The organism is Pseudactinotalea terrae (genome assembly GCF_009733845.1).
Lineage (GTDB): Bacteria > Actinomycetota > Actinomycetes > Actinomycetales > Beutenbergiaceae > Pseudactinotalea > Pseudactinotalea terrae.
In genome coordinates this window covers 98892-113004 of sequence record NZ_WNXZ01000008.1, presented here as the reverse complement: position 1 = coordinate 113004, position 14113 = coordinate 98892, and the positions used below count along the sequence as shown (strand labels likewise).

14 protein-coding genes and 2 tRNA genes are annotated in these 14113 nt (G+C 70.4%); 3 read left to right on the top strand and 13 right to left on the bottom strand.

The window, feature by feature from the left end; genetic code table 11:
* Positions 1-123: 123 nt before the first annotated feature.
* The gene (locus GPA03_RS20355) at positions 124-1299 is read right to left on the bottom strand and encodes a tyrosine-type recombinase/integrase (protein ID WP_156253891.1); all 1176 of its coding nucleotides are present in this window, start codon (positions 1297-1299) and stop codon (positions 124-126) included.
* 179 nt (positions 1300-1478) lie between these two features.
* A tRNA-Ser gene (locus GPA03_RS20350) sits at positions 1479-1567 on the bottom strand.
* 90 nt (positions 1568-1657) lie between these two features.
* On the opposite strand from GPA03_RS20350, the gene GPA03_RS20345 reads away from it, so the two are divergent.
* Complete coding sequence (locus tag GPA03_RS20345) at positions 1658-2896, top strand: glycosyltransferase (protein WP_156253890.1); 1239 nt, start codon at positions 1658-1660, stop codon at positions 2894-2896.
* 1 nt (position 2897) lies between these two features.
* Here GPA03_RS20345 and GPA03_RS20340 read toward each other — a convergent pair whose 3' ends face one another.
* The 6 genes from GPA03_RS20340 to GPA03_RS20320 form a co-directional block, all read right to left on the bottom strand.
* Positions 2898-3557, bottom strand: coding sequence for a methionine ABC transporter permease (locus GPA03_RS20340; RefSeq protein ID WP_156253889.1), 660 nt, complete (start codon positions 3555-3557; stop codon positions 2898-2900).
* Positions 3554-4585: a methionine ABC transporter ATP-binding protein gene (locus GPA03_RS20335; protein ID WP_156253888.1), complete on the bottom strand. Its 1032-nt coding sequence runs from the start codon at positions 4583-4585 to the stop codon at positions 3554-3556. The genes GPA03_RS20340 and GPA03_RS20335 overlap by 4 nt, the downstream gene beginning before the upstream one ends.
* A gap of 3 nt (positions 4586-4588) precedes the next feature.
* Positions 4589-5485, bottom strand: coding sequence for a MetQ/NlpA family ABC transporter substrate-binding protein (locus GPA03_RS20330; RefSeq protein ID WP_156253887.1), 897 nt, complete (start codon positions 5483-5485; stop codon positions 4589-4591).
* Between the two features lie 329 nt (positions 5486-5814).
* Positions 5815-5943, bottom strand: coding sequence for a hypothetical protein (locus GPA03_RS23090; RefSeq protein ID WP_277755261.1), 129 nt, complete (start codon positions 5941-5943; stop codon positions 5815-5817).
* Complete coding sequence (locus GPA03_RS20325; RefSeq protein WP_241681412.1) at positions 5940-6440, bottom strand: hypothetical protein; 501 nt, start codon at positions 6438-6440, stop codon at positions 5940-5942. Before GPA03_RS20325 ends, GPA03_RS23090 begins: the two co-directional genes overlap by 4 nt.
* 32 nt (positions 6441-6472) lie before the next feature.
* Positions 6473-6558 (bottom strand) — tRNA-Ser (locus GPA03_RS20320).
* Between the two features lie 54 nt (positions 6559-6612).
* Between GPA03_RS20320 and GPA03_RS20315 the strand changes: the two genes are divergently transcribed.
* Positions 6613-7590 (top strand): NAD(P)H-quinone oxidoreductase, encoded by a 978-nt coding sequence (locus GPA03_RS20315; protein WP_156253886.1) that lies wholly within the window; start codon positions 6613-6615, stop codon positions 7588-7590.
* Between the two features lie 98 nt (positions 7591-7688).
* Here GPA03_RS20315 and GPA03_RS20310 read toward each other — a convergent pair whose 3' ends face one another.
* The 3 genes from GPA03_RS20310 to GPA03_RS20300 form a co-directional block, all read right to left on the bottom strand.
* Positions 7689-8735 (bottom strand): DUF4185 domain-containing protein, encoded by a 1047-nt coding sequence (locus GPA03_RS20310; RefSeq protein WP_156253885.1) that lies wholly within the window; start codon positions 8733-8735, stop codon positions 7689-7691.
* Positions 8736-8821: 86 nt separating this feature from the next.
* Positions 8822-10114 carry an FAD-dependent oxidoreductase gene (locus tag GPA03_RS20305; RefSeq protein WP_162458448.1) on the bottom strand — a complete coding sequence of 431 codons (1293 nt, stop codon included), beginning with the start codon at positions 10112-10114 and terminating at the stop codon, positions 8822-8824.
* A gap of 122 nt (positions 10115-10236) precedes the next feature.
* The gene (locus GPA03_RS20300) at positions 10237-11469 is read right to left on the bottom strand and encodes an AGE family epimerase/isomerase (protein WP_156253883.1); all 1233 of its coding nucleotides are present in this window, start codon (positions 11467-11469) and stop codon (positions 10237-10239) included.
* A gap of 53 nt (positions 11470-11522) precedes the next feature.
* Between GPA03_RS20300 and GPA03_RS20295 the strand changes: the two genes are divergently transcribed.
* Positions 11523-12119: a bacterial proteasome activator family protein gene (locus GPA03_RS20295; protein ID WP_156253882.1), complete on the top strand. Its 597-nt coding sequence runs from the start codon at positions 11523-11525 to the stop codon at positions 12117-12119.
* A 10-nt stretch (positions 12120-12129) separates the two neighbouring features.
* On the opposite strand, the gene GPA03_RS20290 is transcribed toward GPA03_RS20295, so the two are convergent.
* Positions 12130-13071: a carbohydrate ABC transporter permease gene (locus GPA03_RS20290; RefSeq protein WP_156253881.1), complete on the bottom strand. Its 942-nt coding sequence runs from the start codon at positions 13069-13071 to the stop codon at positions 12130-12132.
* Complete coding sequence (locus tag GPA03_RS20285) at positions 13068-14051, bottom strand: carbohydrate ABC transporter permease (protein ID WP_156253880.1); 984 nt, start codon at positions 14049-14051, stop codon at positions 13068-13070. Before GPA03_RS20285 ends, GPA03_RS20290 begins: the two co-directional genes overlap by 4 nt.
* Between the last annotated feature and the right edge of the window lie 62 nt (positions 14052-14113).

Below are 14113 nucleotides of genomic sequence, written 5' to 3'. Positions count from 1 at the left end.
GCTGCCCCGATGCACGTGGCTGCTGATTCCGGTCCCAGTTCAGGGGTCGGTCGTAGAACTGGGCGCCGGGAGTGCAGCAGCCACGTCATGGGTCACCGGCTCATGGTCCGGATCGGATGCGGCTTATCCCAGCGCTGCCGCCAGCCGCTTCGTCAGTGCCCGGTCCCGCTCTGCCGTGGCGTGCTGGTACCGCAGCGCGACTGAGACGTCGGTGTGGCCGCCGCGGTGGAGGAGCTCGGCGAGGGTGGCGCCCTGCTGGGCGTACATGGTCAGGCCGGTGTGGCGGAGGTCGTGGAAGCGGAATGTCGGGCGGCTGGCCGCGGCGCGGGCGGCGCGCCAGTGGCGGTCGAACGTCGTCTGCGAGATCCGCTCGAGCTTGCGCCTGGGGTGGGCGAGCACGGGCGCGTCGCGCCCCGCTCCGACGTGCTCGCCGAGGTGCTCCACGAGAGCCTCGAGCATGAACGACGGGATCGCGATGCTCCGCACGCTGTCGGCCTTCGGCGGTGTCAAAGGTGCGCCAGGTGCCTTCGAGTTGACCTGCCGCCTGACCTGCAGCAGCGCGCGATCAGGGTCGTCGAGGTGGACGAAGTCGCCGCGCTGCAGTCCCAGCACCTCGCCCAGGCGCAGCGAGCACCACGCCGCCAGCGGGACCGCGATTCGCATGTGCTCAGGCATCGCCTGGGCCATCGCCTCGATCTCCTCCGGCGTCGCGACGTCGCCGTCGGGGTCGACCGGCCGCACCCGCCGCGCCGGCGCTTCGGCTCGAACCGGCGAGACCGGGAGCAGCCCGCGCTTGACCGCCACGTTGAGACAGGCACGCAGTGTCCGCAACACGTTCGGCGCTACCCCGTTCGCCTTCGCCCGTGGGTTGCGCTTGGCGGGCCGGGCCCGCACACCCGCGATCAGCTCATCGACGTCCACCGGCGCGATATCCACCAGCCGCGCCTGCCCGAGCACCGGCAGCACGTGCGCCCGCAGCACCGACCGGTGCGTCACGATCGAGGACTCCGCGCCGCCCTGCTCGCGCAGATGCTCCAGCCACTGTTCAGCCCACCGATCGAGCGTCACCGACTCGCGCTCGATCCGCTCGGCCTCTGCTCGACGCTCCGCCCGCAGCTGCGCAGGCGCGACGAACGTGCCACGCACCTTCTCCGCCTTCGCAATCGCGAGCGCCGCCTTGGCGTCGGTGAGCGTGTCATAGACACCCAGCGAGTGGATCTCGCCGTCGACCGTCAGCCTGACGCGGTAGCGATCACCGTGCAGACTGATTCCGCGAGGCAACGTCGCTGCTCGCGCCATCGGTGCACCAGCCCCTCGACTTCCGCGGATCTTCGTGTCAGCTGCGTGGCAGTTTTACTGCCACAAACTGCCACAGGGTGCGCTCTTCTGCCCTCTCCTGCACATCTAGACGACCACCCGTAAACCGCATCATATCAACGAAAAACCCCGGTTCCACAAGGGGAACCGGGGCCTCGCTGCGGAGACGGTGGGATTTGAACCCACGGAGGGCTTACACCCTCACATCCTTAGCAGGGATGCGCACTAGACCTGACTATGCGACGTCTCCAGATCGGGCCCTAGGTTACCCAACGCACGGCACAGGTCCAAAGCGAGCGAGTCCACCGCCGTCGAACGGGGTGTGATCTACGGTTCATCCATGCGCATCACACTGGTGGGCGGGGGCTCGCGAGGCGACGTCCAGCCCATCGTCGCGCTCGCCCAGGGCATCGCGGCGGCGGGCCACGAGGTCACGGTGGCGGCGTCGGTGGACTCAGGCCCGCTCGTCACCTCCCACGGGCTGCGGTTCGCGCCGTTCGACATCTCGATCGCCAGCCAGATGCAAACCAGCGCGGGCCGCGCCTGGATCGCCGACTCGGCCGGGCGGCCGTTCCGCGAGCTCAGGCACATGCGCCAGGTGTACGCGGAGACCGCCGCGCCGCTCGCCGAGGGGATCCTCAGCCTCTCCGGCACGGCCGACCTGTTCATCAGCGGCATCCTCACGCTCGACTCGGTCGCCTCGCTCGCGCAGCACGACAGCGTCCCGCACACCACGGCGCTGCTGTGCCCCTTCCACCCCACCGCGGATGGCCGAGCCGGCCTCACCGCGCAGCTGCCCCACGTGCGCCCGGCGAACCTGACCCGCACGAAGGTGGCCCGGTGGATGCTGTCCCGCTCGGTCACCCAGGCGGGGCGGCTGGTCCGGAGCCGGCTCGGCATGCCGGAGACCGGGCCGAAGGGCTTCGTCCGAGCCCTCGAGACCGTGACCGCCGCGCTGGGCGCCAGCCCCATCCTGGTCCCCACGCCGCGCGACTGGCCCCGCACCGTCACCATGACCGGGCCCTGGACCCTGCCCGCCCCCGAGGCCTGGCAGCCGCCGGCCGACCTCCAGAGCTTCCTCGACGGCGGTGCGCCGCCTCTGTACCTAGGGTTCGGCAGCATGTCGGTGGTGCAGCCCGAGCGGATCCGCGAGGTCGCGACCGCCGCCGCGCGCGCGGCCGGGGTGCGGCTGGTGCTGGCCGGTACGGACCTGGTGGGTCCGGACGGCGACGACGCCCTCGGCGTGGCCGACGTGCCGCACGCCTGGTTGTTCCCCCGCATGGCCGGCATCGTCCACCACGGTGGTGCCGGCACCACGCACGCCGCCCTGCTCGCGGGAGTCCCTCAGCTCGCCGTCCCGCACATCGCCGACCAGCCCTACTTCGGCCGCCGCATCCGAGAGGAAGGGCTCGGCCCGGCGCCGATCGGGCTCGACAAGCTCACGGCCGAGCGCCTCACCGAACGGCTCCGTGCCCTCACCGACCCCGATCTGGTCCGCCGCGCCCGGGAAGCGGGCGAGGAGGCGCGCGCCGAGCGGGGCGTGGTGAACGCCGTCGAGGTGCTCGTGCCCAGCGCGTGAGCTAGTGGCGCATCACCTTGCGCGCGAGCATGTTCCCGAGCGCCTGCACCAGCTGCACGATGATGATGATCACCACGAGCGCCATCCACGTGACGATCTCGTTGTACTGGCGGTAGCCGTAGGTGATCGCCCAGTTGCCCAGGCCCTCGCCACCCACCAGGCCGGCGACCGCCGACATGTCGACCACCGCGATCACCGCGAACGTGATGCCCAGGATCACCGGCCCCAGCGCCTCCGGCAGGATCACGGTGCGGATGATCCGCCACGGCCCCGCCCCCATCGCGCGCGCCGCCTCGATCATGCCGGGATCGACCGAGACCAGGTTCTGCTCGATGATGCGCGCGATGCCGAACGTGGCTGCGATCGCGATCGCGAAGGTGGCCGCCTCGTTGCCGATGCCCTTGCCGACGACGACCCTCGCCAACGGCTGCAACGCCGCGATGAGGATGATGAACGGGATCGGCCGCACCAGGTTGACCAGCGCGTTCAGCACCCACCACACCACCGGCTGCGCCAGGATCCCGCCCCGCCGCGTGACGTAGAGCGCCGTGCCCACCACGAGCCCGGCCAGCCCGCCGAACAGCATGCCGAGCCCGACAATCTGCAGCATGATCGCCGTCTGCTCGAGCAGGTCGGGCAGATTCTCGCGGATCTCGTTCATGCCACGGCCTCCGCGATGCTCACACCCGGTCCGGCCTCGGCGATGGCCGCCTCGATGGCAGCCTCCTCGCCTCGAACCGCGATCGTGAGCAGCCCGTAGACGCGCCCCTGGATGTCGTCGACGCCGCCGTGCACCAGGTTGAAGTCCACGCCGTTCCGCGCGAGCGCCCCGAACACGCTCGCCTCCGACGCCGCGGCGTCGGTGAACGAGATCGTGAAGAACCGGCCGTCGTGCTTGGCGCGCAGGGCCGCGAGCTCGTCCCCCTCGGGCAGCGCCCGCACCACGGTGCGCACGAACCGCTTGGCCGTCTCGGTGCGCGGCGCGGTGAACACGTCATAGGTCGGCCCCTCCTCCACCACGCGCCCGCCCTCCATCACCGCCACGCGGTGCGCCAGCCGGGTCACGACCTCCATCTCGTGCGTGATCACCACGATCGTGACCCCGAGCTCGGCGTTGACGCGGGCGAGCAGGTCGAGCACCTCGTCGGTGGTCTCGGGGTCGAGCGCGGAGGTCGCCTCGTCGGCCAGCAGGATGCTCGGGTCGCCCGCGAGTGCCCGCGCGATCCCGACCCGCTGCTGCTGCCCGCCGGAGAGCTGCTCCGGGTAGGCGCCGGCGTGGTCGGCCAGGCCCACGAAGGCCAGCAGCCGCTCGACCTTGGCGGCCCGCTCGGCGCGCGGCACCCCCGCGACCTCGAGCGGGTACGCCACGTTGCTCGCGACCGTGCGCGAGCGCAGCAGGTTGAACCGCTGGAAGATCATCCCGATGCCGAGCCGCAGCTCACGCAGCGCCCGCGCGCTCAGGGTGGTGACGTCGACGTCGTCGATCAGCACCGACCCGCTGGTCACCGGCTCGAGGCCGTTGATCAGCCGCACCAGCGTGGACTTGCCCGCGCCCGAGTAGCCGACGATCCCGTAGATCTGGCCGCGTTCGACCTCGAGACTGACGCCGTCGACGGCGGTCACCGCACGCTCCCCGCGACGGCGGGCGGGGAATGTCTTGACGACCTCTCGGAGGCTGATGTGCGGCACGGGCTACTGCGCCTCGATGTCGGCCTGGACCTCCTCGAGGCTGGTCTGCAGGTCCTCGACGGCGGTCTGGGTCAGCACCGCCGCACCACCTGCGGCCTCGAGCACCCCCTCCTGCACCTCGGGCGTGCTCTGGTAGATCTCCACGAGCTGGGCGAGGACGTCGTCGTCGGCGTTGTCCTGCGTGGTGGCGAAGATGTTGATGTACGGAAACGCCGACTCGTCAGCGGGATCATCCTGTGCGATCGCGTCCTCGGGCGTGAGGCCGGCGTCGGTGATGAAGTCGTTGTTGATGATGGCGGCCGCCACATCCGGCAGCGACGACGCCGTGATCGCCGCGTCCAGCGCCGTCACCGTCACACGCGAGGCCGCCTCGTCGACGTCGGCCACCGTGGAGAACGGGCTGCCGCCGTCGGCCAGCGTGATCAGCCCGGCCTGCTGCAGGATCAGCAGCCCACGCGCCTGGTTGGTCTCGTCGTTCGGCACGGCCACCTCGGCGCCGTCCGGGATGTCCTCGACGCTCTCGTACTGGGTGGAGTAGAGCCCGAGCGGGTAGATCGCGGTCGAGCCGATCGGCACCAGGTCGTCGCCCGCGTTCACGTTGTAGTCGGCGAGGAAGATGATGTGCTGGAACTGGTTGACGTCCAGCTCCCCCTCCGACAGCGCGGGGTTCGGCTGGTTGTAGTCGGTGAAGTCCACGATGTCGATCGCGATCCCGGCGTCCTCGACGGCCGCCTCGTAGGTCTCCCAATAGGGCTCGCTCGCGCCGACAACCCCCAGCTGCACGGGGTTCTCCTCGGTGCCCAGCTCGGCGTCGCCCTCCCCAGCGCCCGCGCACGCCGACATCAGCATCGCCACCCCGACGGCGCTGGCGGTCAGGACGATGGTGCGGCGTGCAGGCATGGGTGAGCTCCTCGATGTTCGTACGTGACGGCGGCCACGACAGGAGGTCATCGCACCGGTCAGAGGGCCGCTGACGCAGCCCGTCGGTGCGGACCCGCCCGGCCGCCGGAACCAGCCTCACCCGCTCGCTCGCAGCAGTCGCGCGAGCACCAGAGTTGTCTCAGATCGTGGGCACCCGGCTGTCGATACCCGCGTCAGCGCCGCCGTCGGCGATCGATCACCAACGGGAGAACGGCAGCAACCGGTCCGGCCGCACCAGCGTGTGCCGCAGCCGAGCGAGACGTGCGCGAGGACCGTCAGCCGCACGGCGAACAACGAGCGCGTGCTGCTCACCTGTTGGACCGGGCACCCAGCGCAGGCGCCAGCACCACGATCGCGAGCGCCGCCAGCACGTGCCACACCGCGTGCCCCTGCAGCCACGAGTCCGGCGCGCACCAGGGCCAGCCGGGCCGGCTCATCGTCCCGATCGCGCCACCGAGCCCCAGCAGCACCAGCCCTGGCAGCAGGTGTCGGCGCAGCGCAGGCCGCCGCCAGGGAGCAGCGTGATACCGACCGCAGCGGCGGCCACCGCACCCTGCGCAGCGGCCGACCAGCCCGGCCGCCAGAGCGCCAGCGCCGCGCACACCGCGCCCGGCACCACCCACCACCGCGCCCGCAGCTGCCGCCGCGTGAGGTCGGCAACGCCGTCGGCAGCGACCAGCGCCAGCAACGCCATCAACGGCGGGTCGTGCACCACGGGGTTCCACCACGGCGAGGGGCCGTGCTGCACGACCGACCCCACGCCGATCAGCACGGCCAGCACCGCGACGGCGGCCTGTACCCCAGGGCGAGCACCGCCGTCGGGCCTGCGGCTGCGGGTCAGCCACAGCGCGATCCCGGCGATGACGAACGCGAGGCTGGTCACGGTCGAGGACGGCTCGCCCCAGGCCGCACCACCCGCAACCTCGCACTGCATCGACACCTCCCTGCCGGGTCCCGCACGATGCCTGGCGGAGGGTAAGGGATTCGAACCCTTGGTGCTTTCGCACAACGGTTTTCAAGACCGTCACATTCGGCCGCTCTGTCAACCCTCCAGCACCCGGCCGAGACCGGGCGGGAACCATTGTGGCCCACGTACGCTCGTGCTCATGCGCGCGATGGTGATCACGCCGGAGGGCGGCCTGGAGCCGGCCGACCTGCCCACGCCCGAGCCCGGTCCCGGCCAGGTCCTCATCGAGGTCGCGGCCGCCGGGGTCAACCGAGCCGATCTCCTGCAGCTCCAGGGCCACCACCCGCCGCCGCCCGGCGCCCCCGAGCACCCGGGCCTCGAGGCCTCCGGCCGCGTGGTCGCGCTCGGTGAGGGCGTCACGCGCTGGCAGGTCGGCGACGAGGTGTGCGCCCTCCTCGACGGCGGTGGTTACGCCTCCCACGCCCTCGCCTGGGCGGACTGCGTGCTGCGCGTGCCCGACGGCGTGAGCCTCGTCGATGCTGCCGGGCTGCCCGAGGCGATGGCGACGCTGTGGTCGAATCTCATCGGCGTCGCCGGCCTCTCGGCCACCGACAACACCGGCCGCACCGTGCTCGTGCACGGCGGCTCGGGCGGCGTGGGCACGACGGCGATCCAAGTCCTGCGCGCGACCGGCGCCGTGGTCTTCACCACCGCGGGCGGGCCCGAGCGCGTCGAGCGCTGCCACGCGCTCGGCGCCTACGCGATCGACCACCGCAGCGAGGACTTCGTCGCCCGGGTGCACGAGGCCACGGGCGACCGGGGCGTGGACGTGATCCTCGACGTCGTCGGCGCGAAGTACCTGCAGCAGAACCTCGCGGCGCTAGCGCCGCACGGGCACCTCGTGGTGATCGGCATGCAGAAGGGCACCACCGGCGAGATCGACCTCTCCCCCGTGCTCTCGCGGTGGCTCAGCATCCACGGCACGGGGCTGCGCCGTCGTCCGCAGGAGGACAAGGCCGCGATCATGGCCGACCTGTGCGAACGCGCCTGGCGCTACCTCGACCGCGGCGAGGTGCGCGTGGTCGTCCACGACCGGATGCCGCTGGCCGAGGCCGCCGAGGCCCACCGCCGGCTCGCCGACGGCGAGGTCTTCGGGAAGCTGCTGCTCATCCCCTGACCGCCGACGCATGGAAGAAACCTGACGCCAGATAACCTCCGGCGGCCATGCGAGCGTGCACCGGCAGATCTGGCGCCAGATCTGTTCCACATCCGCGGTCAGGCGAACGTGATCTCGATCAGGTGCGGCACGTACACCGAGGAGTCGATGAAGGTCATGTACGTGACCTTGCCGCCCTCGCGCGCGAACTCGGGGTGCTCCTTGCCCGCGTTGAACAGCGAGTCCGGCAGCGTCTTCTCCGGCCGGTACACCACCTGCGGCTCGCTCCACGGCCCGGTCATCTCCGGCGCCGTGCGGATCACGAGCATGTTCTCCCGCTGGAACGTCGTCAGCGAGATGTAGCAACCGAGGTAGTCGTTCCACGAGGAGGACATCTCGTTCGGCACGTCGGAGAACAGGCACGCCGTGGGCGCGAACTCCGCGGCCCAGCGCGGCTGCACGTCCGGGTGCTCCGGCGTGGGCGCCGCGACCAGGTACTCGTACGCCGCCAGGTCCTCGATGTGCTCGGGCCGCACCCGCGCGAGGTACATGTCGCCCGCCGACTTCGACGCCGGCTGGATCGCACCCCACAGGTAGAGGTACTCGCCCACCGGCTGCACCCACACCCCGAACCCGGGCTGGTCGCCCTTCCACCACTCGTAGCTGCCGTCGGGGGCGTGCAGGCGCTCGAAGTGGTGGTCCGGGCCGGCCTTGGCCACGCCCATGCCGTCGAGCACGAAGCTCTCGAACACATCGACCTCGGGGTCCATCGTGATGCGGTGGTAGTAGAGGTACAGCGACTCCCCCACCTGCGCGCCGTGGATCGCCCACAGCCGCTGCGTCTCCTTGCGCTCGGGCGGGATGAAGCCGATGAGCTGTCGGGCGCGGGCGCCGTCGGGCTCGGTCAGGTACCGGAACTCGCGCACGCCCTGCGACAGGTCCTGCTTCGGCACGATCGCACCGGTGTTCGAGAGCACCTCGGTGAGCTCGAAGCCGCGGATCGAGTCGAACGGCCCCTCGATCGTGTCGCCGAAGATCCAGAACGTGGTGCCGTTACCGAGGTCCACGGACGTCACCGCGTCCTGGCCGGTGATGTCCACGTCGTTGTCGAGGAACTGGGTGCCCAGGTCCCGCACCGATGCGATCAAGGGACTTTCGGGCAGCATGCAGCAACCTCCAGATCGTTGGTCGTGCACCGCTGCCGATCCTACCGGCCGCTCGCTGCGCTGGGCGCCGCCCGCTCGTTCGAGACTCAGACCAGCGCCGGTACAGGCCTGGCACGCTGGGCCCACGAGACGGCGGCTGCCGCCAGGCTCCGCTCGCGCGGGAAGGGCAGCAGCGGACCACCGGTGCCCGCGGCACTGATCACCCAGGCGGCCGGCCTGCGCGCCGCGGCGACCACGGCAGCCGCATACTGCCGCATCGCAGACTCGTAGGCCGCGACCGCGCCGACGACCGACTGCTCTCCCGCCTGCACACTCACCATCTCCTTCCAGAGCACGTGCGCGTCGCGGATCGCGGTGCTGGCACCCATACCTCCCGTGGGCGGCATCGCGTGCACGGCGTCACCGAGTGCCGTCACGGTGCTCGGCTGCCACGGGGCGATGCCGGCCGGGTAGCTGGGTGAGACGTGGAACGGGAACCCGGTCACGCTCGCCGTCTCAGCACGTTCGACCACCTCGACGAGCTGCGGCGACCACTCCCGTGAGTGCAGCTCGCGGGCGAGGGCGGTCCGCAGCTCCTCGCCGTAGAGCTCGGACAGCGGCGCGGTCCGCGCCCACTCGAGCATGACGGCGCCCCAGACGATCGTGGCCTCGGCGTGCAACGGCTCGGGCGTGAAGCTCGAGACCAGGTGTTGATCGAGGCTCTCGTGACGCCCGCTGTACAGCCCGCAGCCACCCGGGCCGACCGCGATGAGCGCTCCGGAACCGTACATCTCCAGCGCCGCTGGAGAGAGCTCTCGCACCGGGGTGCGGCCCGCGAAGCCGACGAGGGCACTCGACTCCGAGGTGGGGTGGCCGGCGAGCTGTGTCGCGATGCTGGACCCGACGCCGTCGGCAGCGACGAGCAGATCGGCCTCGATCTCCTCGCTGCCTGACAGCGAGATCGAGACCTTGCCACTGGGCCGCCGACAGTACCCGGTCACCTCCACACCCGGCCGCAGCACCTCATCGAGATCATCGGCGAGCATCAGTCGCAGCGTGAGCCGATCGGTCATGACGCCCTCGGGTGTCTCCACGTCACGGCTGCCGGCCAGCAGCCTGCCTGTCTGGTCCCGTACCGCATAGCCGGTCTCCACCCAGACGCCTTGGGCCAGTGCGTACAGCCGGCGCATCCACGCTGCCGGCATCATCTCCTGGAGCGCCTCCATGGCGACCGCGTCCAGCTGGAGCCCGTGGCCGACCGTCCGCCGAAGATCGGTCTCCCGCTCCAGCACCGTGACGTCGAACCCGCGCTGCCTCAGCCCGTGAGCCAGGACCAACCCGCCGATCCCGGCTCCGACGATGGCGACTGTGGTAGCAGGATCGTTGCTCGCGATGCTCATCTCCGTCTCTCGGCTGCGGCTGGTCGACCAGATGACGGTCATCACCGCGACTACCACCATTGTGTCAGCCGCGGCACCCACCCCACGCCTCAGCTGGCTGGCATGAGGCAGCCGAGGGAGCCTCAGCTGTCCAGCAGCCCCTGCGCGAGCGCGCTCGCGAGGCTCGGCGTGAGCGGGAGCCGCGGGATGAGGGTCGCCTGGATCGAGTGGTAGATGTCCGGCTTCCCCTCCCACACGGTGGAGCTCGGGCCGTTCGACGGCGAGAGCTCGTGCACCCACGAGCCCCTCTCCTCGTCGATGAGGTGCTGGGCGGCGTACTCCCACCACAGCTGGTACCAGGCGTCGAACTGCTCCTCACCGGTGTGCCGGTGCAGCGCTGCCGCAGCCCCGATCGCCTCGGTGACCACCCAGTTCATCCGCTCGCGCACGAGCGGAACCCCCTCGAAGGTGACGGTGTAGACGAACCCGTCGTCGCCGTCGACCGCCCAGCCCTCCTCGACACCGGCCTCGAACAGCGACCGGGCACCGCTGGCCAGCTCGGGCGGCGCGGTGCGCCCGCGCGCCTGCAGCGCCTCGACCACGTGCAGGGCGAGCCGCGACCACTCGAACCAGTGCCCGATGGTGGCGCCGGCGGGCCGGAACTTGTCGGCCGGGTTGTCGGCGTTGAAGTCCAGCAGCGGCTGCCACTGCGGGTCGAAGTGCTCCGGGATCCGCCACGAGTACGCGGGGGCGAGCTCGCCCACCACCCGCTGCGTGATCCGCAGCGCACGGTCGAGCCAGGCGTCGTCACCGGTGACGTCGGCGGCCGCGAGGTACGCCTCGACCGTGTGCATGTTCGCGTTGACCCCGCGATACGGCTCGCACTCTCCGAACGCGGCGTCGAAGGACTCGACGACCATGCCGGCCTTCTCGTCCCAGAAGTGCTTGAGCTGGACGGCGAGCGCCTCGTCGAGCGCCTCGCGGGCGCCGGGGCGGCCCGCGGCGGCGGCGCTCGAGGTGGCCAGCACCACGAAGGAGTGCGCGTAGGCGGCCTTGGTGTCATCGATCGGACCGTCCGGTCCCACCTGGGCGAACCAGCCGCCGTGCTCACGGTCGGCGAGCGGGCCTGCGAGGGCGGCGAGCCCGTGGTCGACCATCGACGCCGCACCGGGCCGGCCCAGCATGGTGCCCAGCGAGAACGCGTGCACCATCCGGCACGTGATCCACAGGTGGGCGCCCTCCGCGGGCACGAGCTCGCCGTCGGAGTCGAGGTAGCCGAAACCCTCCTCGATCACCGAGCCGGAGGCGAACGCCAGCAGCTCATCGGTCTCTCGCTCCAACCAGCGGGTGTGCGCAGGGTTGCCCAGCCATCTCATGGGGTTGAGCCTAGGGTCACGCAGGTGTCCGAGCCAGTTGGCAAGATGGGGGCATGACGGAGCCGAGCAACGAGACCACCCAGCCCGAGCCGAACGAGCCGGGCACAGAGGCGAGCATCGAGCAGCCCGAGGGCGAGGAGCAGGGCGAGCGCGTCGTCGTCGCATCCTCGGAGCGCATCGGGATCCACGACTCCAAGGACGATCCCACGGCCGCCGTCGAGGAGCCCGCCAAGGTGATGCGTCTCGGCATGATGATCAAGCAGCTCCTCGAGGAGGTGCGCTCAGCACCGCTCGACGATGCCGCACGCGAGCGCATGGCCGAGGTGCACGAGCGCTCGCTGAGCGAGCTGGAGAGCGGGCTCTCGCCCGAGCTGGTGGCCGAGCTGCACCGCATCACGCTGCCGTTCGCCGATGACGGCACGCCGCCCTCGGATGCTGAGCTGCGAATCGCGCAGGCGCAGCTGGTCGGCTGGCTCGAGGGTCTGTTCCACGGCATCCAGACCGCGCTGGTCGCGCAGCAGATGGCCGCGCAGAACCAGCTGGTCGAGATGCGCCGCGCGCTGCCGCCGGGCGTCAGCCTGCCCGGCCAGCCCGGGCCGGGTCAGCAGAACCCCCAGCAGAGCCAGCCCGGGACCGGGCACTACCTCTGACGCGTGCGGGTCAGCCCTTGACCGACCCGGCCAGCAGGCCACGCACGAAGTAGCGCTGCAGCGAGAAGAACACGATCAGCGGGATGATGATCGAGATGAACGCGCCCGCCGTCAGCAGGTGCCAGTCCTGACCACGGTCGCCCGTCAGCGCAGCCAGCGCTGCGGTGAGCGGCTGGATGATCCGGCTGCCGCCCGAGAACGTGAGACCGACCAGCAGGTCGTTCCACACCCACAGGAACTGGAAGATCGCGAAGCTCGCGATCGCCGGCAGCATCAGCGGCAGCATGATGCGCAGGAACACCGTGACGTGGCCGGCACCATCGATGCGCGCCGCCTCGATCAGGTCCCGCGGCACCTCGGACATGAAGTTGTGCAGCAGGAAGATCGCCAGCGGCAGCGCGAAGATCGTGTGCGCCAGCCAGAGCGGCAGGAACAGCAGCACACTGCCCGCACCTGTGTCGTTGAAGATCCGCAGCAGCGGGATCAGCGCCATCTGCAGCGGCACGATCTGCAGCGTGAAGACAGCCACGAAGACCAGGTCGCGGCCGCGCCACTCCAGCACGGAGAACGCGTAGGCCGCCATGATGGCCAACGCCAACGGCAGCAGCGTCGCCGGGATGCAGATCACCAGCGAGTTCATGAAGTACTGCGACAGGTTGGTCGAGGTCGAGCCGCCGAGCACCTGCTCGTAGTTCTCGAGCGTCAGCACCGGGTTGCTGAAGAAGGTCCACCAGCCGGTGCGCTTGATGTCCGACTCCGGGCGCAGCGAGCTGAGGAACAGCCCGAACGTCGGAACGGTCCACAGCACCGCGATGACGATCGCGATCGCGCTGCCGATGCGGTTGCCCAGCAGACCGCGCGCCGTCGAGGCGGCGCTGCGGCGCGGTCCGCCGCCCATCGCCTTCGAGGCGTCCGCGAGCGAGGCGTCGGTCTCGGTGACGGCGGCGGTCATCCCCGCACCTCCCGGTTCTTGGCCATCTGTCGGATGTTGAACATCACCAGCGGCACCACCAGCACGAAGATGAACACCGCCATCGCGGAGCCGAGCCCGTTGTTGCCGAACACGAACGACTCGTCGTACATGAGGTTCGCCAGCACCTGCGTGTCGAACTTGGCACCGGTCATGGTGCGGGTGATGTCGAAGATCTTGAGGGTGGCGATCGAGATCGTCGTCAGCACCACGACCAGCGAGGGCCGGATGCTCGGGATCGTGATGCTCCAGAAGAGCTGCCAGGCACTGGCGCCGTCGAGCCGCGCAGCCTCGATGATGTCCTCCGGAACGGCCTTGATCGAGGCGGACAGGATCACCATCGCGAACCCGGCCTCGATCCAGACGAGCACGAGGATGAGGAAGATCGTGTTCATCCAGGAGTCCTGCAGGAACCGCACCGGTTCCAGCCCGACCCAGGTCAGGAGCGCGTTGATGACGCCGATCTGGTCCTGGCCGGCGCCCTTGTAGTCGTACACGAACTTCCAGATGATCCCGGCGCCCACGAAGGAGATCGCCATCGGCAGGAACAGCAGCGCCTTGGCCACTTTCTCGAGCCGCGACTTGTCGATGAGGACCGCGTAGACGAGCCCGATCGTCGTCGACAGCAGCGGCGTGAGGATTACCCACAGGAACGTGTTCCGGAAGCCCACGAGGTTCGAGGGCTCGGTCAGCGCCGTCACGTAGTTGGCGAACCCGACGTAGTTCTCGGAGCGGTTGTCCATGAAGGACATCCACAGCGTCCGGATGAACGGGTAGATCAGGCCGGCCGCCAGCAGCAGCAGCGCCGGGCCGGCGAAGACCGCGACGACGGCGGGTCGCCTCGCACGCTCACGCAGACTGTCGGCGCCCTTCGCGATGAGCAGCAGCACCGCCACGATCGCGCAGAACAGGATCACGGCCAGCACGAGCTGGCCGACCCGGGTGTTCAGCAGGAAACCCACGAGCTCTTCCTCTCAGGTACCCACGGCACAGGCCGGGGTGCGACACATCGTGCCGCACCCCG